This window comes from Planococcus kocurii (genome assembly GCF_001465835.2).
GTDB lineage: Bacteria > Bacillota > Bacilli > Bacillales_A > Planococcaceae > Planococcus > Planococcus kocurii.
Genome location: NZ_CP013661.2, coordinates 332,382 through 355,899, shown reverse-complemented (window position 1 = coordinate 355,899; position 23,518 = coordinate 332,382). Strand labels below are relative to the sequence as shown.

Sequence of the window (23,518 nt, the reverse complement as noted above, 5' to 3'; positions counted from 1 at the left end):
TAACTGCATAAGGAAGGGAAGGATGTTATGGCCGGTAACAATAAACGGAAAAAAATTCTTTGGATCCTGTGGGTCTTGTTGGTGCCGGTAAGTTTAATCATCGCTTATCAGTTGTTCCCACCGACCATAGAGGATCCTTGGAACTTGTTTGCTTATGTGTTGTTTTTTGTATTAATGAGTTTGATGCCGATGAATATTAACGGGGCGTCGACTTTTTTAGTGCAATGGGTGACAGTTGCACTGTTCTTAAAGTATGGAATTTTTATTGAAATACTGGTTTCACAATTGACCATGCTCATAGTTTTGTATCGCAGTCGGACAGATGAGGAGCAGTCGCTAAGAATTCCTTTTAACTCCATGATGTTTTTAGCTGTTTCGCTCATTGCTGGCTTAACATATATAGCAGTAGGGGGTGAGTTTAATTCGCTCAACCTGACAACTGTTATTACTTTCGGCCTGATCTTCCAAGTAGCTTCCGTATTGAGCAATCAAATCATTTATTACTTATATGATTATACGACAGGCAATCGCAGCAAGTTCTTTTCGATAGACGCCATATGGGACTTCGCTTTAATGCTGCTGGTTTTTCCGTATGCTATTGCGTTGTATCTATTCGAAGCCTATATTGGAGTCGCCGCACTGGTCTTACTAGGAGTACCGTTTTTGACAATGACTGTGATCATGAAAATGTACAACAATTCAGAGCAAATTAATGTTGACTTGAAAAAAGCAGGCGTAATCGGTCATCAACTCGCTGCGCGTTTAGAGACAGACGAAATACTCGACTTATTTGTGGCACAAGTCGCCAAAATGTTTAAAGTTGAATACACTTATGTCATCGATTACCGTGACGAGTTGCAGCAATTTTTGCGAATCTATGAAAACGATCAATTTGAGCCGCGTAACATTGCTCCAGTCCCTTACAAAAAGGGAGTCGCGGGACAAGCCATTCTGACCGGCGAATCTTCTATCTACAATGAAAAAGCAGATTGGAAAAAATGGGTGACAGGCAATTTTCCAGCAGATACAGAAAGCATCATGGCGACACCTATCGCACGGAACAACAAAATAGAAGGGGTGCTCGTACTGGCATCTAAAAAGAAATACGCCTTCGCCAAGCATCAACTGCAAATTTTAGAAATCCTCAGTACGTATTTTGCCGTGTCACTGGAAAAAGCCGGCTATATGCAAAAAGTTATCGCCAAAAGCGAACGCTGTGGCTTAACCAAATTGTATAATTACCGCTATCTAGATGAAAGCTTAGAAAGCTGCATAAAAGAACTAAACGAGGGGCGATTGGACCAGTTGTCCTTAGTGATGATGGACATCGATCACTTCAAGAGCATTAACGATCGTTATGGACACCAAAGCGGCAATGATATTCTCGTGCAACTAGCGGACATACTAAGAGAAGAGATTGGCGACGAAGGAACGATTGCTCGTTACGGCGGCGAAGAATTCGTCGTATTGCTTCAAAATTACAGCAAAGAGCTCGCTATGTTACTTGCTGAAAACTTGCGTAAGCGCATTGAAAATCATGACTTTCTAATTGAAAATGATTTAGGAGCAGATCGTGAGCAACAAATTGTCCACATTACGATGAGCATGGGTGTATCAACTGCACCTGACGATAGCGATGAAGGAATGACGCTCATTCGAAACGCGGACAGGGCGTTGTATATTGGCGCAAAGCAGGCAGGACGGAATAAGGTTGCGGCGTATGTAAAATAAAAAGAGTTAGCAAGAGGCAACTGCCTTTTTGCTAACTCTTTTTAATAGGACCTTTCTTTTTCGGTAGGTGGGTCAACTGAGTAAATAACAGGTTCTTGCTGTTTTAAGTCTGAATAAGTCGAAATAATTTCTAAGTCGTATACAACTTGGAGACGAGAATTACGCTTACTTTGTTCTTCGACACCCTCAAAATAATCACTTCTACCTGGAATTTTGTAAGATCCGCTGAAAGGATCGTCTTTTGCTCGTCCACGTATGGCGTTAAGAACAATTTTTCTTGCTGAAATGCCACCATCAATTTTCATGTTAGAACCAACTCCAAACATTTCAAAATCCTTTTCGGAGTAAAAGAATCCTTTGATATAACTTGGCTCATCATAATTGACGGAGTTATTGGAAATTTTTATATTGCCTTTCGAGAGAACAATTAAAGAACCTTGCTTTTTATTTGTTAAGATTTTTCCATTCATTCTGGAATGAGAGATGTTTACAGAACCATTGACATAGATTAAAGCATTGCTTCGTAAATCTGCACCTTGGATATTAAGATCTCCATTTACATATATCGGGCCATCTAAGGTTACTGAAGAGTATCTATCAACATCATAAGACGTGCTATTGTTTCCGATTGACAGGTCTCCGTTGACATATAGCCCATTTGTAAACTTAGTATCTGTTCCGGCCATAACGACATTTCCCTTTGTTGAAAATTGCTTGAATGTATTAGTACCTGTAACAGTATAAGTACCAGTTTCGACATAGTAATATTTTTCTTCACTTCTCTTGCATTCACCCTTATTTTTCCCAGAAGTATAATACTCGATGCATTCATCTTGACTATAACGAAAGACTGGAAAAATTTTTGATGTTGTATATGTTTGATTATTAATTATTCTATTTGAACCTGTATATAAACTGGTTACACCACTCCCATTTATTGTATATTCAAAGTTTTGCTTTTGCTCTGTAATTGCTATTGGACTTTGAACTGGCTCTCTTGACACCAAGGTTGGAGCATAACCAGATCTAAACAAATCTGAAATATTGGTTCTCAAATTGTAAGGAGAAGTAGCAAAGTTTGATCTTGCAATATGGCTTGTATAGCTGGAAGTTGTATTAAAAGTATAAGGATTTTTTCCTAAAAATAACCTTGCTGTTTTTGCTCCCTCGAGTGGCAGAGTAGAAGGAGCTAAGCTTGGAATCCAACGGTCTCCTCCTAAAAGTGCGTATCCATTGGTACTAGTTACAATATTGCCATCAACTTTTAAGTCTCCTTTAATCTCGACGCCACCGTGCATCAAAAGATTGCCTTCTCCGTTTTGAAGACCATCGGCTGTATCGATATTTGTTCCAATAGCATAGCGCAAAGCTTCCGGAGCAGTAGCTGCACCAATTTCAATTTTGCTGATCATTTCTCTATTTGCATCACCAGCTGTCCCAATACTTTTAAAGGATACTAGTTTTTTTAAGGGATTAGATTGATTGTCTTTGTCAACAGTATCGACGTAAGATACAATACAAGCTTTATATGTTCCGGTTTCACCTTTGATTGGGATGCTCGAATTCCCCGTACAGAGATACCTATCTAAAATTCTTTCTAGTTGAAAAATAAATTCAGTTCTAGGACGTCCATTGTCACCTAAAAAAGTGATAAGCTCAGAATTAACTTGAGTAGTAACTAAATCAATACCCTTTTGAGATAAGTCGGAAGACCGAGTGATATCTTGTCTTACTTCATTCTTAGAGGAACCATTATTTGTTAACATGAGCAGACTTGCTCCAAGAATAGTAAGTATTACGATTAACCCAAGTGTTAACAACAAGGCATAGCCCTGCTGTTTTTTTATGTGGTTCAAATGAACTTCCTCCAATTCTTAAAAGAATATAAATTTTTTACACTTATTGAAAAAATAATCAGTCATTAATAACTACAATAGTGTTTATAAATTCCTTTTGAATTTTTTTTTGTTTTTTTACTATTTCTAGTGTGAATGAAACAGTATATGCAACGCCATCTATTGAAGTAAGATTAGAATTTAGAATTTCAGATGAACTACCAGTACAAGTAGGATTTACTAACGAAACTGATTGATTGAAAAATTGTACAGACTGATTTTTTATAAGTATTTGTTTATTTTTAAACCCAGTTTCATAGCTAGAACCATCTTTTTTGGTTACTTTTACATACGACTCAACTATCCCGTTTTTGCAGGTTTCAGTTAATTTTAAGTCGGATTTTTTGGAGACAAATAAATCAGAAATTAAACTAGCCATAATCAAATCTGCCTCATCACGCAATTCGGTTTCAACTTTCGTACGCTGATAGTTGGAATAGCCTTGAAAAAGTACTGTATATGCAAGAGTAGCTATTATACTAACGAGTATAATTGTTGCCAACAACTCAACTAATGTAACACCTTTATTGTTATTCAGTTTATTTGATCGACATAACATATGGAACAAACCCTTCAACTGAACTTGATACATTAGAATCTACCGCCTTTACAACAACCACGACACTTAGCAAAGGAGCGGAAGTTTCTTTTTTTATTTTTATAAGAACATCATAATTTTTTTCGTTTATTGTATGGATAAAAGAAGGCTTTTGTTTACTATCAATATTTTTAAGAGGTGGATAACTATCAATAAATTCGTTAGGAGTTAATTTGACTCGTTCTAAATAAGAATCAGCTAAATTAATAACAACTAGCTTCTCACTATTTGTCACTGCCAACCGATTTGTATTCGCAAAAACTACTGTAAAACTCGTCAATACAATAGAAAGAATGACTAGGGAAGCAAGTACCTCGACTAGTGTAAACCCTCTATCGTTATTCATATAAAACCTCATTGTATTTTCACCCGCTTATGTAAAAAGTAGTAGTAATAACTTAGAAAGTTTAACCATCTTGTTATGTATATCATTTTAGTTGTAACTTGACCACATAAAAATGTAATAAATTATACGTTAAATAGGAAATAAGTATTGATAACTATTTTTATGATTCACTACTATTTATACCATTTATCTTGTATTATAGCTATATCAGATGAGATACTTTAACCTATCTTATTACTTTAATTTACAAATTAAAAGGAAAGATCATTTTTAACATTGCAGTATCAAGTACTGACTATACAGGGGGAGTTTTAATGATTCGCATTTTACTATTCATAATTTTTGCTGCAAGTACGTTGTCTATTTTGTATTTTTTTACAAAAGGTGATATTAGAAAAAATAGGATGATCTTACTAGGTGGAGGTATATTCGTGGCTGCCATTGGACTTTTTATGCAAAGTACATTTTCACTAATTCTTTCGATAGCTGGCATACTTGGAGTTTCTTTACTAGTTGCATTGAGTTATACGAAATTCCTTGAAAAAGAACAACTAAAAAATCAGCAACTTATTCAAGAGCGCAGGAACAAAAAAAGTAGCACGTCATTGAAACAACTTAAACATGTGGAACCGATTCAGCAATCAGTGCATGAACCGATAGTTGAGAAGCCATTTGGTATGCAGACAATCGCTGTGATTAAGGAGGAACAGAAAGTTGAATAATCAAGTTTTCGGTAAGACGTTTTTAACAATTTTTTTATCGGGGTTGTTGTTTTTTGGCGTTTCCAATGCAGGAGCTACAGTCATAGACAAATGGCTATTTCCAAAAGAGCAATTTGGTGACGATACGTATATAGGCACAACAAATGTTTCAAACATGGAAGTAGCTGGAGCTATGGCGCAATTTTCTGGAACGCTCGAAAATTGGCATCAGTCTTCCGAATTACTAGTAAGATATCAAGATGCTACTGCAAATTATCCGCTAGATGATGCAGAAATTCTGTTAGAAGAAACAGCTCAGCAGGCACAGTCCGGTATGCAAAATAGTTTCTTATACAACCTTCCAGAAAAGACCACTGAGCGCTTTTTAACTGAGAATTTCCCGCGAGTGGCATTTTCTGAAGCAGAAGTACAAAAAATTAACGTAAAATTAGAAGAAGCACTTGAAGCAGGTCTTGAAAAAACAACCGTAACAATTAGTGATGATTCTCTTGATGTTGAACAAGAGACCGTATCAAAAGTAGCTTTCCCACAAGTATCAATCAATGAAAACACAGTAGCTGTTGTGGCAGCCATCAATGGTATGCAGATTGCTCCTGGTGAAAAATTTTCCTTTTTAACCTTTATCAATGAACTAAAACCTATTGGATTATCAGATTCCGAACTTACTGAAATCGCTTCGGCAATTTATGCGGTAGTACTCAAGACAAATTTCAAAATAGAAGAACGTAGTATTGGAAATCGAATTCCAGAAAAAATTGCTATTGGCGAAGAAGCAACCATTAATCGTTCGCTTGGCATTGACTTGGTTTTTTCTAATCCAAATGCTAGTTCTTTTACATTAAATACAGCATTTACGGATGATTCGTTAACTGTGTCATTAGAAGGCTTTCCCTTTGTATATGACTATACTGTTTCAACTTCTAGTAAAGAAACTGTCAATCCTCGATTGATTAAGCAATACAGTGCTTTTGTTACGACTGGAAAAGTAGTAGAAGAAGAAGGGAGCGAAGGTGTTCGTGTTGAAATAGTCAGGTCGATTATGGATAACGGAGACGAGCTAAAAGTTGAAGCCATCTCTACTGACTTCTATCCACCTATTAATCGTATAGAACTTTATCCATTAACAGCTCCTCCTGCAGAAGTAGTTCCAGAAACAGGATTAGATGGATCTCCAGAAGAAGAACAGGTACCGGGTGAATCAGCAGACGAAAAGAGCGAAGCTGATTCTGAATCAGGAAAAGAGCAAGCGGCTGAAAACGGTAAAACTGAAGCTGATTCTGGTAAGACAGGTAGTTCTACAGACAAAGAGACAAATAATTCAACTCCAAATTCAGACAAGAATTCGGAAACCGATAAACCTATATATGATAAGGGTGGAAATTTAGTTAATCCTTAATCGATGTGAGGGAGGAAAAAGCTTGGCAAAAATACGTAAGCGACTGGGGGATATTCTAGTCGACCATGGCTTGTTAACACAGTCAGACTTTGATGAAGCCCTCAACACCAAAAAACCAGAACAAAAAATAGGAGATGCGCTATTACAACGAGGATTGATTACAGAACAACAGCTGATTGAAACTCTTGAAGTGCAATTAGGCATTCCACACGTTTCATTGTTCCGTTATCCTTTCGATAAAAACTTGTTTAATATGGTGCCAAAGGAAATGGCAAAGCGCAATCAGCTAGTGCCGCTAAAAATAGAAGGTGATAAATTATTTATTGCTATGACAAACCCGATGGATTATATCACGATTGATGATCTTCGATTGACAACGGGGTTTCAGATAGCGCCAGTAATCGCCTCAAAAGAAGATGTTACTAAAACAATTTCTAAGTATTATGACGAAGAATCATTTGATGAGTTTATTGTTGATTTGCCTGAAAAAGAGCAAGGACAACAAGAAGATATGGGAGACTTAGATGCACCGATTGTCCGTTTAGTCAGTCAGATTCTTTCAACGGCTGTATCGCTAAAAGCAAGTGACGTTCACATGGATCCTCAAGAAAACCGAGTATTGATTCGTTACCGAATTGATGGGTCCCTCCGAACGGAACGTATATTGCCAAAAGCGATGCAAGGGATGATCACAGCGCGCATTAAAATCTTGGCGAATCTTGACATTACAGAAAGCCGGATTCCACAAGATGGTCGGATTAAAACAAATGTAGATATGCGACCTATCGACTTGCGGGTTTCTTCATTGCCGACTGTCTACGGAGAAAAAGTTGTCATGCGAATTTTAGATTTAAGTGCAAACTTAACTGATATTTCCAAGCTTGGCTTTAGTGAACTGAATATGGAGCGCTTTATGCGTGAAATTGACAAACCAAATGGTATCATTTTGATTTCTGGTCCTACCGGTTCAGGTAAATCATCGACTCTTTATGCAGCCTTGAACAAGTTAAATAGTGAAGAGGTTAATATTATTACGGTAGAAGACCCGGTTGAGTACCAACTAGAAGGCATTAACCAAATTCAAGTAAATACCAATGTCGGCTTGACTTTTGCGGCTGGACTTCGTTCTATTCTGCGCCAAGATCCCGATATCGTCATGGTAGGGGAAATTCGCGACAAAGAAACAGCTGATATTTCGATACGGGCATCACTTACAGGTCATTTAGTGCTGAGTACGATTCACACGAATGATTCAATTGCTTCGATTACGCGTTTAATGGACATGGGCATAGAACCGTTTCTTGTAACGGCTTCTCTAAATGCGGTAGTTGCACAACGGTTAATCCGTCGTGTCTGTCGAGATTGCCGTGAAATCCATCAAGCGACGGAACGCGAAAAGCATATTTTTGAAAAAAGAGGTTTAACAATTGAAACAATTGCGCGTGGGAGTGGTTGTTCACAATGCAACATGACGGGCTACCGTGGTCGCATGGCGATTCATGAAGTGCTTGTTGTCAACGAAGAGATAAAAGACATTATCAATCGTAACGGAACAGCTGGAGAAATTCGCGAAATTGCACTGCAAAACAAAACGATTTTCTTGATTGACGATGGCCTATCAAAAGTGAAGGAGGGCATGACAACTACAGAAGAAGTTCTGCGCGTTGCCATGATGGATTAAGCCTATGCCTACTACCTATATAGATGAAATATTAACAGCAGCCAGTAAGTTAGATGTGTCAGACATTCACTTAACAGCAGGTATTCCACCGGTCTTTCGGATGAATGGAGAACTTCAGCGATACGGCGAGCAAATCGTAACGCCAGATCAGTCGAGGGAAATCAGTGAAGCGTTGATTCCCAAAAAAGCATGGGACACGTTTGTGTTAAAAGGAGAAATGGATTATGCCTATTCGTTACCTGGTGTTGCAAGATATCGTGTCAATTCGTTTCAGCAGCGAGGCTCTGTATCGCATGCTTTTAGAGCCATTGCTTCAGGAATTCCAACAATTGACCAATTAAAAATGCCAGCCATACTAAAAACACTTGCCGAAACTCATCAAGGTTTGATATTAGTCACTGGACCAACAGGCTCTGGTAAATCGACGACCTTGGCTGCAATGATTCGCCATATTAATGAAACAATGACGAAGCATATTATTACGTTAGAAGATCCAATTGAATACTTACACAGACACGGTACATCAATTATTAACCAACGAGAAATTGGCTTTGACACCAATTCGTTTTCAAATGGCTTGAGAGCGGCTTTGCGCCAAGATCCAGATGTTATTTTAGTTGGAGAAATGCGTGACTTGGAAACGATCACTACCGCCATTACGGCGGCCGAAACAGGACATTTGGTGATGGCAACACTTCATACATCTAGCGCGTCATCTACAATCGAGCGAATTATCGATGTGTTTCCAGCGGGTCAACAAGCGCAAATCCGCACGCAACTGGGTGGTGTATTAAAAGCCGTTGTTTCACAGCGTTTGTTACCAAAAGCAGATGGTAAAGGCCGTATCGCTGCAACAGAAGTCATGATTAATAATACGGCCGTAGCGAACTTAATCCGTACCGAAAAAGTACACCAAATACCAAACGTCATTTTGACCAATCGTGCAGCGGGCATGCACATGATGTCAACGTCGATTCAAGAACTGTTAACGAGTGGGAAAATCACGCGTCAAGTGGCTCACCCTTATTTAAGAGGGGAAGACTAATATGGCACGCTTCAAATACGAAGGACGCGATACCAAGAAAGTAAGAACTGGAATGATTACTGCCGGAAACCGCAGAGAAGCGATTATTAAATTACGTGATGACGGCATCAAAGTAATTGATATTAAAGAAATTGAAACCACGACTCTCCAAAAGGATATTAGTATTGGAAATCCGGTGAAACGCGATCAATTTATTATGTTCTTGCGTCAGTTTTCTACATTGATGCGTGCTGGAGTGACGATTGTGGATACCATTCGTATTCTGTCTCAACAAGTCGAATCAAAAGCATTAGCAAAGACGCTCGCAATGATAGAAGATGAGTTGCGAAAAGGGAATAGCTTATCGGATAGTTTAGCAAAACACCCCAAAATTTTTGAGCCTCTAACGATTAATTTGATCAAAGCAGGTGAAATGTCCGGAAATATCGACGAATCGTTAGACCGTTTGGCGACTCATTACGACAAAGCGTACCAGACGAGACAAAAGGTGGTTTCCGCTATGTCTTATCCAGCGGTTGTTGGTGTTATCGCTATCGGTGTTGTGATCTTTTTGTTAGCAACAATAGTTCCGATGTTTGTTGAAATGTTTGAAGGGTTTGGTGGTGAACTTCCGTTATTAACGCAAGTGGTGATGCAAGCAAGTAACCTGGTTATTCAATATTGGTATGTAATCATTATCGTCGCGCTATTGATCGGTGTTTTGTTTTGGGCGATGAAACGAAGCACAAAAGGCAGAATGCTGCTTGATACGATGTTGCTTCGAATGCCGATATTCGGTAAAATCTTCAAAAAATCGGCGTTGGCACGTTTGACTCGAACGCTGAGTTCAATGTTTTCAAGTTCGGTTCCAATCTTGCAGGCGATGACAATGGTTGAAAAAGTAGTCGGCAATGCGGTGATGTCTAAAGTGTTGATCGCTTCACGTGATTCGCTCGAACGTGGTGGTTCTTTAACAGAACCGATGCGCAATCACTGGGCATTTCCACCACTGATTCCACATATGATTTCAATCGGAGAACAAACGGGTTCGCTGGATCACATGTTATTAAAAGTGGCCGAGTTCTATGAAAGTGAAGTAGATGCAGAAACAGATCGACTGAAAGCGCTAATTGAGCCTTTAATGATTGTATTACTTGCCGCATTAGTTGGTACTATAGTGCTATCTATTATGCTACCGATGTTTGAAATGTTTAATAATGTAGACAGTATGTAGTGTAATATTTACAATTATTTTTAAAATAATTGTAAAATAGCAAGAAAAAGCTATTGCTATAATTGGTTCTATTGTTATAATTGAGACGTACTCAAAGTAGTATATAAAAGTAAAAAAATAGGGGGAAAAGAAAATGAAGAAATATCTTCAAAACAAATTGAATAACGAAAAAGGGATGACTTTAATCGAGCTATTAGCTGTTATTGTTATTATCGCAATTATTGCCGCGATTGCTATTCCTTCGATTGGGTCCATTATTGAAAATAGTCGTAATGGTGCTGTGAAATCGGATTATCAAAATGCATTATCATCGGCTAATATTTATTTTACTGAAAATCCAAGTGAACCTACCGTTTCAGTAAGTGTCTTAGCAGGAAAAGGTACTGGAGTTACAACTTCATATTTAGATGATCAAGGTTCGCTACAAGATGCTGTATTAATAACTAAAACAAAGACAGGTAACACAATATCAGGGTCCGCAATTGCAAACGGTAAAACGTATACCTTGAAAAGTGCTTTAACTAATTCTCAATTGAGCTCAATTAAAAATGCAGACTTTACTGGAGCTGCAATTGCACCAAAAAGTTAAGATACTAACATATTTATATCAATTTTAGGAGCTGAAAAAATGGCCTTATCGTTTTTAACGAAAAAAGCGCGTGTTGTGACAATGACTATAGAAGAAGATGCCATCCGCTATGTGGAGTTCAAAACCACAGAACCGCTTCATATAAGTAAAGCGGAAGAGATGGCTCTTCCGCCTGAGATTATAAAAGATGGTGAAATTGTCGACGTGAAAGCGCTTGGTTCGTTACTCGATGAGGCTGTCCATCAGTGGGGTCTCTCTAAGAAGTCAGTCCGATTCCTCGCCCCTGACGAATTCGTTATTATCCGCAAAGTTACGTTTCCTCAAGGTGTTAAAGTAGATGAGCTAAAAGGCCATTTCTTTATTGAAATCGGTTCGACGCTGTATCTGCCTTTTGAAGACCCGGTGTTCGATGTTGTGCCTTACAACGACAATGCTGAAGTGTTGATCATCGCTTCAAAAGAATCCGTAATCCGTTCCTATGAACAGCTGTTTGACGGAGCGAAGATGAAAGCGGCAGTGGCGGACATTACGCCGCTCGCTTTATATCGCTTGGCGTACGTGCAACACGATTTCGCCGAAGAAGAACATATTATGATGATTGATCTCCAATCGAAAAAAATGACGGTGTCAATTTTTCATGAACATTATCCGCTGTTCATGCGTCCCGTTGAATTCCAGATGGCTGAAGAAGATTTCTTGGACTCCGCTATATTGATAGAAGAGATAGAAACAGAAGCTGAAAAATTGGGTAATTTTTATCGTTATAGTATGAATGCTGGCGAAGCGGGGATTACGAAAGTCATTTTTAATGGATTGGACAATTGGCCAGAACTTCAAGCTAGACTTGAAAACCGGCTATCCGTGCCTGTTTATCCGATCGTCATGAAACCCATTCCGTCCGAATTAAATGATAGCGTTCCCGAACGGTTTAACCGTGCCATCGGTTTAGCCCTGAAAGAGGTGTAAACATGTTAGTAGATATTAATTTATTGCCGCAAAAAGAACGGGAACGTCCCGTCGCCCTTTTTGCGGTGCTTGGCATTATATTGGCGGCTGTTTTAATATGGGCGACTTTTTTCTTTATGGCACAGTCACAGAGCAAGCAGCAAGTCGCAACAGATGCAGAATACACATTGGTCACGGGTCAAAGTGAAGCAATTCGTGCACAATTAGAAGCGTCTATTGGGTTAAATGATGAGCAGCAATTGCAAGCAACGGTTGTGTGGGCAGAAGGCTATCAATTTGATACTGTGCCACTGCTTGGTGACCTTGTTTCCCGTTTACCCAAACGTGGATTTTTTGATTCGTTTTCATTTGTTAAACCGAACTTAGGTACGTTAACCATTCAATTCGATACGTCTCGTGAAGCCGCTTATTACTTGACTCAGTTAAAGGCTTCTGAATTTTTAGAGTCAGCTACACTGGATGCTGTAACGAACGAAGAATTGGATTTGATCGAGGAAGAAGAAGGGTCTATTGAGGATCCAGAAGCGTTAATAGAAAATCCACGTTATTTAGCTACGTATAGTTTGGTTTACATAGATGAACGTTTGCCAGCCGCCGAAGGCACGGTCAATGCTGATGGAACGATAACGGAAGCCCCAACAACAGAAGAGGTTCCTGTTGTAGAAGAACCGCCTGTTACAGAGACCCCGGTAGAAGAAACGGTTCCTGAAGAATCTGAGGGGGATGTTCAATGAGCAACTGGACTAAACGACAAAAAGAACTAGCCTTGATCGTGTTAGCGGCAATTTTTTTAGCAGGAAGTGCAGCGTATTCTTATTTTTCTTTGTATATACCAGCGAAAGATGCACGTCTTCAGTCCGAGCAATTATTAACTACGGAAAAAGAAGTGTTGATGGCTTTAGAAGTGCAGCAAAAAGCAACACCTCCAACTGAGAAAATTAGTGTAAGGGATTTGCAACAAAAAGTTTCTGTTGAGCCATTAACAGACTTAATCCTTTTGCAAATTGAGCAAGCTGAATTGATCTCGCAGACTTTTGTGACGTCTGTAAACTTTGTGGAGGCACCTTTGACATTACTTCAGCCGGTAGAAGGATTAGAGAACGTGCAAGAAATTGTTACGGCTGTTGAATTTAATGCCAGAGATTATAAAAGTATTGCAACTTTCATCAAAGAAATCGAGCAGATGGAACGAATTATGGTTGTAGGAGCTATTGATTTCACTGCAAATCCAGAATTGACAAAAGCCGATCAAATAAGCGAACCACTAACAGTTTCCGTATCCTTTTCAGCATTTTACCGACCGGATTTGGTAGAACTTGCAGATGGATCGTTGAAAGTTGATTCTCCAGCACCAGCAAAAAAAGTAAACCCCTTGCCTCAGAATGACGGCACTAGCTTAGTAGCACCTGAAGAAGAAGCGCTGGAAATAATGCAAGAAGAAACCGGAGTTTCAACCGACGATTCTGAAACCGAAGTAAAGGTAGAAGTAGAAGTGCAAGAAAATGCAGAAGCTGTAAATCGGTAATAAAGAAAAAGAAAAATCAGAGAAATCATTGCGATTTCTCTTTTTTTTTGGTAGAGGTGGTTTGAAGATTTGTGTATAAGTCGAGTTATGAAGTTTCACTTCTAGATATTCCGCAAAGCAACTTCGCTTTCCTGCGGGCTTGCGCCGAACTAACTCGGGCTATCGCCCGAGTGGATTTCGGCACTTCGCTATCCCGCGGGAGTCTACGCTGTTTTGCTCCATATCTCCAATGTGGACTCTTAAATATAAGTTTGTATCTACTCTAAGAAAAATTTATGATCAGCCAAATTCAAGCTGTCTTTTTTGTAGCGTGGAATACAAACTTTTGAATGAAAACTTTAGAAGAAAGAACGTAAGGCGGCGACTCCTGCGGAAAAACGGAGTGGTGAGACCCCGCAGGGCCTGCGACGAGGAGGCTCAGCGCTTCGTCCGCGGAAAGCGTCCGCCTGCAGTGATTTCTTCAACTCTATCACTAACTATCCCCCAAAAAACTAAAGCAAAGAGGGTTTCTATGGTACTGACTTATTCTGTTTTTATTGGCTTGTTTGGTCTTGTTTTTGGTTCCTTTTTTAATGTTGTCGGCTTACGTGTGCCGAAAAAACAATCGATTGCTTACCCGCCTTCGCATTGCACCAATTGCGACCGGCGCTTAACGGCAATTGATTTGGTACCGGTGTTTTCTTATCTGTTTTTAAGAGGTCAATGCCGAACGTGTGGTGCTAAGATTCACTGGGTTTATCCGTTAATGGAAGCAGTGACTGCGGTTTTATTCGTCGCATCATTTTTGGTATTTGGCTTTACGCCAGAATTTGTCGTTGCGATCCTGTTTGTGTCGCTACTGGTCATCATCACCGTGTCAGACATCGCGTATATGCTCATTCCGGATAAAGTGCTACTGCCGTTCGCGGTGGTGCTGCTCGGGCTTCGCATCGCGATTCCGCTTGACCCGTGGTGGGACAGTTTGCTCGGCGCGGCAGTCGGATTTTTACTGTTGTTCCTGATCGCCGTCGTGTCCAAAGGCGGCATGGGTGGAGGAGACATCAAGTTGTTTTTCGTCATAGGACTGGTGCTCGGTACGGCCGGCACCTTGATGACCCTGTTCTTTGCGTCGTTCATCGGCGCCATTGTCGGCATTATTCAATTGCGCGTCACGAAAAAAGGACGCAAGACACCGATTCCGTTTGGGCCGTCGATCGCGTTGGCGGCTGTCATCGTTTGTTTTTGGGGAGACGGGTTGCTTGCGTGGTATATGAATTTTCTAGGGTGAAGCTGAGGCTTCATCCTTTTTTATTTTGAAACGTAATAGGCAGTTCTCCTTTACCGACCGCTTGGCTCCTGCAACAAGCGAGGTAAGCGAACGAACGTCCGGTTTTGCTTAACGACTGGACACACCGGCGCTTGGGAATTTCTGTTTCTCGTAAATCTCAATTATAAACAGCTACAGACAGCGCTTTTTGCAAATCCTATCGGTCAAATCTCATTTTTCAACCGCTTAACACGGCCAAAATTCATTTTTCTTAATTTGTTTTGGAGATTCGTTAGGTGGTATGATTCTTGAAAAAGGAGCGATTCTCATCATGAAGTTTAAAACTGATTTCCCAGTTGTTCTTGCATCACAATCACCGCGTCGTCAGGAGCTTTTAAGGATGCTTGGTGTTGATTTTGAGGTTATCCCAAGCACCAAAGATGAACCGGATCCGCAGCAGTTTCAAACGGCACTTGGTTATGTTTTAGCATGCGCTGCGCAAAAAGCACAGGAAGTTGCGGCCAGACGCACGGACGCCATCGTGATCGGGTCGGATACCATTGTCGTTTTAGGTGATGAGGTTTTATTGAAACCCAAAAATAAAGAACAAGCTACAGGCTACTTGCAGAAATTATCGGGTCGCATACATCAAGTGATTACGGCCGTTACGGTCGTGCAAGGTACCAGTGAGCACACATTTCACGAAACAGTTAAAGTGACGTTTTTTGATTTGCCAGAGGCATGGATTGACGCCTATACCGATACGGAAGATCCGTATGACAAAGCAGGTGCATATGGCATACAAACGCTTTCTGGCTTGTTCGTTAAAGAAATTCAAGGGGATTACAACGCAGTCGTCGGTTTGCCCATTGCTGCATTAACACAGAAACTTGTCAGTGCCGGATTTATCTACTTAGAAGGGAGCAGTGTCAGATGCTAAACGAAACATCGTTAATGATCCGCGACGTCCATGTTTCTGACCGTCCGCGTGAACGACTCATCAATCAAGGTGCAGCGGCTTTGTCGAATCAAGAACTGATTGCGATTTTGCTGCGCACAGGCAGCAAACAAGAATCTGTATTGCATTTGGCTAATCGGATTCTCACTCATTTTGAACAAATTCAAGAATTGAAAAATGCCACCATCGAAGAGATGGTGGCGATTAATGGCATCGGTCAAGCAAAAGCCGTTCAACTGCTTGCCGCGGTAGAACTGGGCCGCCGTTTGTCTTCGAAACAAACGGATACAAAATTCACCATTCGTTCTCCAAAAGATGCGGCTTCTTATTTAATGGCCGATATGACTTCCCTCAAGCAAGAACATTTTGTCGTCTTATTCCTCAATATAAAAAACCAAGTGATGCATCGCCAAACTATATTTGTTGGGAGCCTAAACGCCTCTATTGTTCATCCTCGTGAAATTTTTCGTGAAGCGGTGCGCCGTTCTTCAGCTTCTATTGTCTGTGCGCACAACCATCCTTCAGGAAATCCAGCGCCTTCTCCAGAAGATATCAATGTGACAAAACGACTCGTCGAAGCCGGTAGCATCATCGGCATTGAACTTCTTGATCACGTCATTATCGGTGACCACCAATTCATTTCGTTGAAAGAAAAGGGGTTCATGTAGCACTGTTTATTTTTTTTCTTTTCGTCTATAATGAGTGGTATTGTGTCAACACAATTGCCGAAATACGGCTTGTAATGGAAGGGAAGAAAAAACGTGTTTGGATTTGGTCTAAAAGATGTTGGAATTGATTTAGGTACTGCAAATACATTGGTCTATATTAAAGGCAAAGGAATCGTTCTTCGCGAGCCTTCTGTAGTCATTAAAAATAAAAAAAACGGCGAAATCGTTGCAGTCGGCAACCAAGCTAAAAACATGATGGGCCGTACCGCAAACTCAATTGTCGCGATTCGTCCAATGCGTGACGGAGTGATCGCTGATTACGATACCACGTTGACGATGATCAAGCATTGTTTAGCTGAAGCGTTTAAAGCAGCAGGCGGTAAATGGAAAAGCGGTGTGGTACTGATTTGTGTGCCCTACGGCATTACGTCAGTGGAACAGCGCGCTGTGTTAAATGCTGCTCACGGAGCGGGAGCGCGTGAAGCGTTCACGATTGAAGAACCTTTTGCAGCAGCGATTGGCGCAGATTTGCCAGTTTGGGAACCTGTTGGCAGTATGGTCGTCGATATTGGAGGCGGAACGACTGAAGTGGCGGTTATTTCTTTAGGCGGCATTGTTTCGAGCGAATCGATTCGTGTAGCAGGAGATGCCTTAGATATGGAAATCACGCAGTATATCCGAAAAACCTATAATGTGTTGATAGGTGAAAGAACAGCGGAAGCACTTAAAGTTGGTATCGGTTCTGCACGCATCATGGAAAACGATGACAAGGATGCTTCGATGGAAATTCGTGGACGTGACTTGTTGACCGGTTTTCCAAAAACTTTGCAAGTAACTTCCGAAGAAATTGCCGGAGCCTTGAGTGAACCAGTAGCCGCTATTGTCGCAGGTATTAAAGCGACTTTAGAAAAAACACCGCCTGAGTTGAGCGCAGATGTGTTAGAAAATGGTATTGTGTTAACAGGCGGAGGCGCACTTTTGAAAAATCTCGACCGTGTTATTTCGGCTGAGACGCTGATGCCCGTATCGATTGCCGAATATCCACTGGATTGTGTCGCGCTCGGCACAGGCAAGGCGTTGGAAAATATCGAGAAATTCCGACGTCAGTTATCAATTAAATAAGGAGGATGGCAATATGCCACAGCTTTTTACGAACAAGCGGCTCATATTGCTGCTGTTGGGTGTCATCCTGCTCGTTGCCCTGATTTCTTTTTCGCTCCGTGATCGTGACAATGTGTCGCTTCCGGAACAACTTATAAAAGATGCTGTTGGAGCGGGGCAGTCGGTGTTTTCACGCCCTGCTCATTTTGTCACTGGAATTTTTGAAAATGTGGATTCTTTATTAAATACATTTGAAGAAAACCAGCATCTAAAAACGCGTTTAGAAGAATTTGCAGGAGTGCAGGCTGAAGTTAAGGACTTGCGTTCTGAAAACGAAGAATTGAAAAAAATTACCGGCAAAGAACAATCGCTGCGTGATTACAATCCAATTCAGGCTACGGTCATCGCGCGAAATCCCGATCAATGGGAAGAAAAAATTATTCTTAACCAAGGTTCAAATCAAGGCGTCGGAGTAAATATGGCCGTTATGACGGCGAGCGGTTTGATTGGGAAAGTCACATTGACCACACCGACGACGTCAACTGTCGAGTTAATTTCTACGATCAATCCGAATTACCGTGTTTCTGCAATGGTCGTTGGTGGTGCGAAAGACGTTTTCGGCTTAATCGAAGGGTACGACGCAGAACGTCGCGAACTTCTGTTAAAGCGGATTGACGCCAATATTGAATTGAAAAAAGGCGATCAAGTGATATCGAGTGGACTTGGTGGTATTTTTCCAAAAGGTATTTTAATCGGCACCATCACAGAAGTGACGATTGATGAGTTTGGGTTGACAAAGCTTGCTTATGTTAAGCCCGCTGCGGATTTTTCTCTTTTAAACCATGTAATTATCGCAGACCGATTGATGCCGGAAGTGGACGGTGAAGACAATGGCGTGACAGGAGACGATGAATCATGATCCGTTTTCTTATCCCGTTGATCTGCCTCGTCCTGTTTTTCATGGAACCGGTTTTCGGTCTTTTTTCGCCGCTCAAAATTGACGGTGAATTGAATTACATCGTGCCGCGTTTTTTAATTATGTTCTTGATTTTCTTGACGCTTTATTATGATTTAAAGCATGCGATGTTTTACGGATTATTTTTCGGGCTCTTGTATGATGTCTTTTACATTGATATTATTGGGTTATATTCTTTTTTGTATCCAGCTATTTGTCTGGTAGCGGCGTTCGCATTCAAAAGAATCCCCCGGAATTTATTGACGGCAACCTTGCTGACACTTGTTTTATTGGCATTGTTCGAATTTTTGCTTTACCAATTCTTCCTGCTTATTTCATTAACAGGAATGCCGCTTGGTACATTTATCACGACGCGGTTATGGCCAACGATGATCGCCAACTCCATTTTCTTGGTGATGCTCGGCTGGGTTTTCAAGTCGGTAATGGTCACGCAATTATCTGAGCGTGACAATAAGATAGGGTTATATTAATGAAAGCGCAGGTGACATTTTTTTGAAAAATCTCGTTACGATTAAAGGGAAAAATAAAGGACTTGTGCTGTATCTTGACGATCAATGTGCGTATGCGGATTTATTGGCTGAAGTAGCAGCGAAAGTATCGGATCCTGCGCTTGACAGCGATACCGAAGTCACGGTTCATTTGAACAAACGCTATTGCACAGACAGCCAGATTCAAGAACTAAGCAAAGTGGTGTCAACGAATCCTCATTTAAAGGTAATCGCAACGACAAGTGATATATTGACAGTTCAAGAAAGTGAACAAAAAATTCTTGAAAGTCAGTCGGAAACCTATGTCGGCATTGTTCGGTCGGGTCAAGTGATTAAAGCTGAAGGCGATTTGGTCGTTATTGGAGATGTTAACCCCAATGGTCGGGTAGAAGCAGGCGGCAGTGTCTATGTACTGGGCCGACTAAAAGGCGCGGCGCATGCAGGGACAAAGGGCAATCGTGACGCAGTTATTGCGGCATCGTGGTTAGAAGCAACGCAATTGAAAATTCACGACGAATTGGAAACGATGACAGACGAATTGTCTAGTCTTTCGGAACAACCGGAAATGGAATGCGCTTATTTACATACAAATGGCACAATCATCATTGACCGTTTGCAGGAATTGCGGTTTATTCGTCCGCAAATTTCAACGTTTAAAGGAGGAAGCTAGTGTGGGAGAAGCTATCGTAATAACATCAGGCAAGGGAGGCGTCGGTAAAACGACGACAACCGCCAACCTCGGCACTGCATTGGCTCTTCAAGGAAAAAGGGTATGCCTAATCGACACCGATATTGGATTACGTAATCTAGACGTTATTCTCGGTTTAGAAAATCGCATTATCTACGATTTGATCGATGTCTTAGAAGGCCGTTGCAAAGTGCATCAAGCCCTTGTTAAAGACAAACGGTTTGAAGATATGTTGTATTTATTGCCAGCTGCACAAACGGCTGATAAAAATGACGTCAACCCTGAACAAATGAAAGAATTGGTAACGGAACTGAAGAAAGATTACGATTTTGTTATTATCGATTGCCCGGCTGGTATTGAGCAAGGCTATAAAAATGCCGTAGCTGGAGCAGACCACGCAATTGTCGTGACAACTCCTGAAATTTCAGCTGTTCGTGATGCTGATCGCATCATTGGGTTACTGGAACTTGAAGAAAACATCGACGCACCGCGTTTGATCATCAACCGCATTCGTCCACATTTGATGAAAGCGGGAGAAGCGTTAGATGTCAATGAAATTACAACGCATTTATCGATTGACCTTTTGGGGATTATCGCAGATGACGAGCGCGTTATTTCGAGCTCAAACAAAGGCGAACCGATCGTGATGGATCCGTCAAACACCGCAGCACTTGGCTACCGCAACATTGCGCGCCGCTTACTCGGAGAATCAGTGCCATTAATGAGCATGGAAAAAGCGCCACCAAGCTTGTTTACAAAAATCAAAGCCGTTTTTACAAAATAACATATTCTGAGCCTTCGCTATTGGAGCGAAGGCTTTTTTAAAAACTTTTGGGAGGTGTCGAATGAACGAATTTTTACTGATGCAAATGGTCGCGGCGGAACGTTTGTGTGTAGCGCATGAATCAAAGCAAGTCGTGTTGTCTGAACTGAAAAATTCTTTAGCAGGTGCAAGTGGTGAACAGCGTACTGCAAGTTTATTGAAAAGAGAGTTGGATTTACCAGGAGCGATTTTTCTGAGTGATGTGCATATGCCGTATAAAGAAGGAAATGCGCAAATTGACTTATTGCTCGTACACGCGGCTTTTATTTGTGTGCTGGAAGTAAAGAACATGATCGGCGAATTTTATTTTGACTCAGTGAATTTTCAGTTTCACCGAATGATTGATGGACGCAGAGAAGGAATGCGTAATCCAGAAGCACAATTGCACCGGGCGGTAAAGGCAGCTTCTGGATTTCTCGGCGTTCCCGTACACGGCGTCATCGTTTTGGCGAGTCGCTCAGGAAAAGTAGTGGAGGCGCCAAAACAGTATCCGGTCGTATCGCTCGATTATTTGCCGTTTCATTTAGAGCAACTAGCGCACGGAGCGAAACTTTTTAATGTCGCGACAATAACAGCAAAGCTGCAGGGATTGCCCGTGCGCAATACCAATCGCCACTGGCTCGAGCGCCAGAAAATCACGCTCGATTCACTGCGTCTTGGTGTGACTTGTCCAACATGCCGCAACTGTCCACTTGTCTGGCAAGAACGTAAATGGCATTGCGACGGATGTGAGTTTACTTCGCGCGATGCACACGAAGTCACGCTGCAAGAATACGCAGTGCTGTTTGGCAATAAACTCGACACGCGGGTTGCGTACCAGCTGCTTGGTGTCAAAGACAAATACGTGTTGTACCGGCTACTCGAAAAATCAGCACCCAAGAGTAATGTACGAGGCAAGCGACAGATTATTGAAAATCGTGATTTACTAAGAGCTTATTTTGGTCGCGTTTATAAGTGACCGCACCTCAAACGCGAAAGACCGCACCTCGCGCCGGGATAACCGCACCTCAAACGCGAAAGACCGCACCTCGCGCCGGGATAACCGCACCTCACACAAATAAAAACTCCGAGCCGCACAAGCAATTTCATGAAAACTAACATTGTCTATTGACTCGACTAGTTGCCGCATGGTATTATTCTAATGTTATGTTTGTAGCGCACCGTGCTGCAACCGCTCGAATCAGGTTACATTAAGAAGTTGCTTCGGCAAGTCACCTGAATAGGCGAGTCTTAATCTTAGAGGAGGTGCAAGGATATGTACGCAATTATTGAAACTGGTGGAAAACAAATCAAAGTTGAAGCGGGCCAAGAAATCTACGTTGAGAAATTAACTGGAGAAGCTGGTGACGTGATCACTTTTGATAAAGTTCTATTTGTAGGTGGAGATGATACTAAAGTGGGTGTTCCTTTTGTTGAAGGAGCTACTGTTACGGCTAAAGTTGTTAAAAACGGCCGCGCTAAAAAGATCACAGTTTTCACTTATAAAGCGAAAAAGAACTACCATAGAAAAAAAGGTCATCGTCAGCCATACACGAAATTGACTATCGATGCAATTAACCTGTAAGAATGATACTTGTAACTGTAAAGGAAACGTCAAAACGCATTTCGTCTTTTGAAATGTCAGGCCATGCGGATTATGCTGAACATGGGCAAGACCTCGTATGTGCTGGAGCGTCTGCTGTCTCTTTTGGAGCGGTGAACGCCATCATGGAGCTGACGGGAATCGAACCAGAAATTCAGCAGGCAAACAGCGGCTTTTTAAAAGTCAGTTTTCCGAACAACCTGAATGACAAGACGGACGAGCAGGTTCAACTGCTGGTACGCGCAATGATTGTTTCGTTAAAAACGATTGAACAAGACTATGAAGAATATATTAAAATAACCTTCACAGCTTAGGAGGTGGGACAGAATGTTAAGATTAAATCTTCAGTTTTTTGCATCCAAAAAAGGTGTAGGTTCAACGAGAAACGGACGTGACTCTGAATCTAAACGCCTTGGCGCAAAACGTGCAGACGGCCAAGAAGTTACTGGTGGTTCAATTTTATACCGTCAACGCGGTACTAAAATTTATCCGGGCGAGAACGTTGGACGCGGCGGAGACGATACACTTTTTGCTAAAATCGACGGAATCGTACGTTTTGAACGTTACGGACGCGATAAGAAAAAAGTTAGCGTATATCCAGTTGCACAAGAAGCTTAATACAAAACGAAAAGGGCTGCTTTCGCAGTCCTTTTTCTTTTGAAAATAATAGGCACCGTCTGCGAGACGAGCAGAACACATTATTTTAGGAATTTGCTGCGAATTGTTGGTATACTGAAATAAGAAGCTGAATCGGGACGTGACGTATGAAAAAACCAATGACAGTGGCACAATCGCTTCGGCATGCGCGCCATGATTTTTTAAACGAACTGCAATTAATCAAAATGAATTTGGATCTTGGCCGTCTGCAAGAGGCGCAAGCGATAATTCGTTCGCATGCCGAAGCGTCTATGCATGCCAGTCGGCTGGCCGACATCGGTCTGCCGCTGACAGAAGAATGGCTGTTGACGGCAAATTGGCGCTTTCTGGAATTTGATTTTCAGGTAATGTGTTTAGCGGTTCAGGCACCTGCACAGAAAGACGCCGAATTGCGGTGTTTTCTAGAGGATTTCGTTCAATCAGCAAAACTACACCTGACTCCATATGAGGTGTACAGTAGCGAAATTTTATTGACATCCAGTAGCTCGTTTTTTGAAATAAGCATTACAGGTCCAGGGAGTTGGCTAGATTTAGAACTAGTGGAATCAGCTGGATTCACGGTAACAAAAGAGTGCAGCGAAGACAGCGTTATGATTGTTGTTCGCGCACAGATGGAGGGATAAT

Annotated in this window: 26 protein-coding genes and 1 other annotated feature; of the genes, 23 read left to right on the top strand and 3 right to left on the bottom strand. The window is 41.3% G+C overall.

The window, feature by feature from the left end; genetic code table 11:
• Nucleotides 1-27: 27 nt before the first annotated feature.
• Complete coding sequence (locus AUO94_RS01815) at nt 28-1,731, top strand: sensor domain-containing diguanylate cyclase (RefSeq protein ID WP_058385653.1); 1,704 nt, start codon at nt 28-30, stop codon at nt 1,729-1,731.
• 41 nt (nt 1,732-1,772) lie between these two features.
• Here the strand turns inward: AUO94_RS01815 and AUO94_RS01810 are convergent, their stop codons facing one another.
• From AUO94_RS01810 to AUO94_RS01800, 3 genes are read right to left on the bottom strand one after another with little or no spacing between them, the layout of a single operon-like run.
• Nucleotides 1,773-3,587: a hypothetical protein gene (locus tag AUO94_RS01810; protein WP_058385652.1), complete on the bottom strand. Its 1,815-nt coding sequence runs from the start codon at nt 3,585-3,587 to the stop codon at nt 1,773-1,775.
• Between the two features lie 58 nt (nt 3,588-3,645).
• Entirely contained in the window at nt 3,646-4,218 is a 573-nt protein-coding gene (locus tag AUO94_RS01805) for a PulJ/GspJ family protein (RefSeq protein ID WP_082707489.1), read from the bottom strand.
• Nucleotides 4,166-4,570 (bottom strand): type IV pilus modification PilV family protein, encoded by a 405-nt coding sequence (locus tag AUO94_RS01800; protein ID WP_058385650.1) that lies wholly within the window; start codon nt 4,568-4,570, stop codon nt 4,166-4,168. The genes AUO94_RS01805 and AUO94_RS01800 overlap by 53 nt, the downstream gene beginning before the upstream one ends.
• A 314-nt stretch (nt 4,571-4,884) precedes the next feature.
• On the opposite strand from AUO94_RS01800, the gene AUO94_RS01795 reads away from it, so the two are divergent.
• From AUO94_RS01795 to AUO94_RS01690, 22 genes are all read left to right on the top strand, one after another.
• Nucleotides 4,885-5,292 (top strand): hypothetical protein, encoded by a 408-nt coding sequence (locus AUO94_RS01795; RefSeq protein ID WP_058385649.1) that lies wholly within the window; start codon nt 4,885-4,887, stop codon nt 5,290-5,292.
• Entirely contained in the window at nt 5,285-6,688 is a 1,404-nt protein-coding gene (locus tag AUO94_RS01790; RefSeq protein WP_058385648.1) for a VanW family protein, read from the top strand. Before AUO94_RS01795 ends, AUO94_RS01790 begins: the two co-directional genes overlap by 8 nt.
• Before the next feature lie 22 nt (nt 6,689-6,710).
• Nucleotides 6,711-8,369, top strand: coding sequence for a GspE/PulE family protein (locus AUO94_RS01785; protein WP_058385647.1), 1,659 nt, complete (start codon nt 6,711-6,713; stop codon nt 8,367-8,369).
• A 4-nt stretch (nt 8,370-8,373) separates the two neighbouring features.
• Nucleotides 8,374-9,414 (top strand): type IV pilus twitching motility protein PilT, encoded by a 1,041-nt coding sequence (locus tag AUO94_RS01780; RefSeq protein ID WP_058385646.1) that lies wholly within the window; start codon nt 8,374-8,376, stop codon nt 9,412-9,414.
• 1 nt (nt 9,415) lies between these two features.
• Nucleotides 9,416-10,627 (top strand): type II secretion system F family protein, encoded by a 1,212-nt coding sequence (locus tag AUO94_RS01775; RefSeq protein WP_058385645.1) that lies wholly within the window; start codon nt 9,416-9,418, stop codon nt 10,625-10,627.
• A gap of 133 nt (nt 10,628-10,760) precedes the next feature.
• Complete coding sequence (locus AUO94_RS01770) at nt 10,761-11,216, top strand: prepilin-type N-terminal cleavage/methylation domain-containing protein (protein ID WP_058385644.1); 456 nt, start codon at nt 10,761-10,763, stop codon at nt 11,214-11,216.
• Nucleotides 11,217-11,255: 39 nt separating this feature from the next.
• Nucleotides 11,256-12,182, top strand: a complete 927-nt coding sequence (pilM, locus tag AUO94_RS01765; protein WP_058385643.1) for a type IV pilus biogenesis protein PilM — start codon at nt 11,256-11,258, stop codon at nt 12,180-12,182.
• Nucleotides 12,183-12,184: 2 nt separating this feature from the next.
• Entirely contained in the window at nt 12,185-12,916 is a 732-nt protein-coding gene (locus AUO94_RS01760; protein ID WP_058385642.1) for a PilN domain-containing protein, read from the top strand.
• Nucleotides 12,913-13,707: a hypothetical protein gene (locus AUO94_RS01755; RefSeq protein WP_058385641.1), complete on the top strand. Its 795-nt coding sequence runs from the start codon at nt 12,913-12,915 to the stop codon at nt 13,705-13,707. Before AUO94_RS01760 ends, AUO94_RS01755 begins: the two co-directional genes overlap by 4 nt.
• A 511-nt stretch (nt 13,708-14,218) precedes the next feature.
• A complete protein-coding gene (locus AUO94_RS01750) occupies nt 14,219-14,974 on the top strand; it encodes a prepilin peptidase (RefSeq protein WP_058385640.1) in 756 nt (251 codons plus the stop codon).
• 310 nt (nt 14,975-15,284) lie between these two features.
• Nucleotides 15,285-15,893 (top strand): Maf family protein, encoded by a 609-nt coding sequence (locus AUO94_RS01745; protein ID WP_058386922.1) that lies wholly within the window; start codon nt 15,285-15,287, stop codon nt 15,891-15,893.
• Nucleotides 15,887-16,579, top strand: coding sequence for a RadC family protein (gene radC / locus AUO94_RS01740; RefSeq protein ID WP_058385639.1), 693 nt, complete (start codon nt 15,887-15,889; stop codon nt 16,577-16,579). Before AUO94_RS01745 ends, radC begins: the two co-directional genes overlap by 7 nt.
• Before the next feature lie 93 nt (nt 16,580-16,672).
• Complete coding sequence (locus tag AUO94_RS01735; RefSeq protein WP_058385638.1) at nt 16,673-17,701, top strand: rod shape-determining protein; 1,029 nt, start codon at nt 16,673-16,675, stop codon at nt 17,699-17,701.
• Nucleotides 17,702-17,714: 13 nt separating this feature from the next.
• The gene (gene mreC / locus AUO94_RS01730) at nt 17,715-18,599 is read left to right on the top strand and encodes a rod shape-determining protein MreC (RefSeq protein ID WP_058385637.1); all 885 of its coding nucleotides are present in this window, start codon (nt 17,715-17,717) and stop codon (nt 18,597-18,599) included.
• Nucleotides 18,596-19,126, top strand: a complete 531-nt coding sequence (mreD, locus tag AUO94_RS01725) for a rod shape-determining protein MreD (RefSeq protein WP_058385636.1) — start codon at nt 18,596-18,598, stop codon at nt 19,124-19,126. The genes mreC and mreD overlap by 4 nt, the downstream gene beginning before the upstream one ends.
• Before the next feature lie 22 nt (nt 19,127-19,148).
• On the top strand, nt 19,149-19,814 hold the full coding sequence (gene minC, locus AUO94_RS01720; RefSeq protein WP_082707487.1) for a septum site-determining protein MinC: 666 nt from the start codon (nt 19,149-19,151) through the stop codon (nt 19,812-19,814).
• 1 nt (nt 19,815) lies between these two features.
• Nucleotides 19,816-20,616, top strand: coding sequence for a septum site-determining protein MinD (gene minD, locus AUO94_RS01715; RefSeq protein ID WP_058385634.1), 801 nt, complete (start codon nt 19,816-19,818; stop codon nt 20,614-20,616).
• A gap of 61 nt (nt 20,617-20,677) precedes the next feature.
• On the top strand, nt 20,678-21,613 hold the full coding sequence (locus AUO94_RS01710) for a nuclease-related domain-containing protein (protein ID WP_058385633.1): 936 nt from the start codon (nt 20,678-20,680) through the stop codon (nt 21,611-21,613).
• 201 nt (nt 21,614-21,814) lie between these two features.
• Nucleotides 21,815-21,896: a sequence feature (ribosomal protein L21 leader region), on the top strand.
• A 14-nt stretch (nt 21,897-21,910) separates the two neighbouring features.
• A complete protein-coding gene (gene rplU, locus AUO94_RS01705) occupies nt 21,911-22,219 on the top strand; it encodes a 50S ribosomal protein L21 (RefSeq protein WP_058385632.1) in 309 nt (102 codons plus the stop codon).
• A 2-nt stretch (nt 22,220-22,221) separates the two neighbouring features.
• On the top strand, nt 22,222-22,551 hold the full coding sequence (locus AUO94_RS01700; RefSeq protein ID WP_058385631.1) for a ribosomal-processing cysteine protease Prp: 330 nt from the start codon (nt 22,222-22,224) through the stop codon (nt 22,549-22,551).
• A 13-nt stretch (nt 22,552-22,564) separates the two neighbouring features.
• Nucleotides 22,565-22,855 carry a 50S ribosomal protein L27 gene (rpmA, locus tag AUO94_RS01695; protein WP_058385630.1) on the top strand — a complete coding sequence of 97 codons (291 nt, stop codon included), beginning with the start codon at nt 22,565-22,567 and terminating at the stop codon, nt 22,853-22,855.
• Between the two features lie 146 nt (nt 22,856-23,001).
• The gene (locus AUO94_RS01690) at nt 23,002-23,517 is read left to right on the top strand and encodes a Spo0B domain-containing protein (RefSeq protein ID WP_058385629.1); all 516 of its coding nucleotides are present in this window, start codon (nt 23,002-23,004) and stop codon (nt 23,515-23,517) included.
• Nucleotide 23,518 lies beyond the last annotated feature (1 nt).

Coding starts and splice junctions, on each gene's coding strand:
- AUO94_RS01690 (WP_058385629.1), top strand. CDS start 23,002: ATGAAAAAACCAATGACAGTGGCACAATCGCTTCGGCATGCGCGCCAT.
- AUO94_RS01745 (WP_058386922.1), top strand. CDS start 15,285: ATGAAGTTTAAAACTGATTTCCCAGTTGTTCTTGCATCACAATCACCG.
- AUO94_RS01815 (WP_058385653.1), top strand. CDS start 28: ATGGCCGGTAACAATAAACGGAAAAAAATTCTTTGGATCCTGTGGGTC.
- AUO94_RS01770 (WP_058385644.1), top strand. CDS start 10,761: ATGAAGAAATATCTTCAAAACAAATTGAATAACGAAAAAGGGATGACT.
- pilM (WP_058385643.1), top strand. CDS start 11,256: ATGGCCTTATCGTTTTTAACGAAAAAAGCGCGTGTTGTGACAATGACT.
- rpmA (WP_058385630.1), top strand. CDS start 22,565: ATGTTAAGATTAAATCTTCAGTTTTTTGCATCCAAAAAAGGTGTAGGT.
- AUO94_RS01795 (WP_058385649.1), top strand. CDS start 4,885: ATGATTCGCATTTTACTATTCATAATTTTTGCTGCAAGTACGTTGTCT.
- radC (WP_058385639.1), top strand. CDS start 15,887: ATGCTAAACGAAACATCGTTAATGATCCGCGACGTCCATGTTTCTGAC.
- AUO94_RS01780 (WP_058385646.1), top strand. CDS start 8,374: ATGCCTACTACCTATATAGATGAAATATTAACAGCAGCCAGTAAGTTA.
- AUO94_RS01775 (WP_058385645.1), top strand. CDS start 9,416: ATGGCACGCTTCAAATACGAAGGACGCGATACCAAGAAAGTAAGAACT.
- AUO94_RS01700 (WP_058385631.1), top strand. CDS start 22,222: ATGATACTTGTAACTGTAAAGGAAACGTCAAAACGCATTTCGTCTTTT.
- mreC (WP_058385637.1), top strand. CDS start 17,715: ATGCCACAGCTTTTTACGAACAAGCGGCTCATATTGCTGCTGTTGGGT.
- AUO94_RS01755 (WP_058385641.1), top strand. CDS start 12,913: ATGAGCAACTGGACTAAACGACAAAAAGAACTAGCCTTGATCGTGTTA.
- AUO94_RS01800 (WP_058385650.1), bottom strand. CDS start 4,570: ATGAATAACGATAGAGGGTTTACACTAGTCGAGGTACTTGCTTCCCTA.
- mreD (WP_058385636.1), top strand. CDS start 18,596: ATGATCCGTTTTCTTATCCCGTTGATCTGCCTCGTCCTGTTTTTCATG.
- AUO94_RS01750 (WP_058385640.1), top strand. CDS start 14,219: ATGGTACTGACTTATTCTGTTTTTATTGGCTTGTTTGGTCTTGTTTTT.
- AUO94_RS01710 (WP_058385633.1), top strand. CDS start 20,678: ATGAACGAATTTTTACTGATGCAAATGGTCGCGGCGGAACGTTTGTGT.
- AUO94_RS01760 (WP_058385642.1), top strand. CDS start 12,185: ATGTTAGTAGATATTAATTTATTGCCGCAAAAAGAACGGGAACGTCCC.
- rplU (WP_058385632.1), top strand. CDS start 21,911: ATGTACGCAATTATTGAAACTGGTGGAAAACAAATCAAAGTTGAAGCG.
- AUO94_RS01805 (WP_082707489.1), bottom strand. CDS start 4,218: ATGTATCAAGTTCAGTTGAAGGGTTTGTTCCATATGTTATGTCGATCA.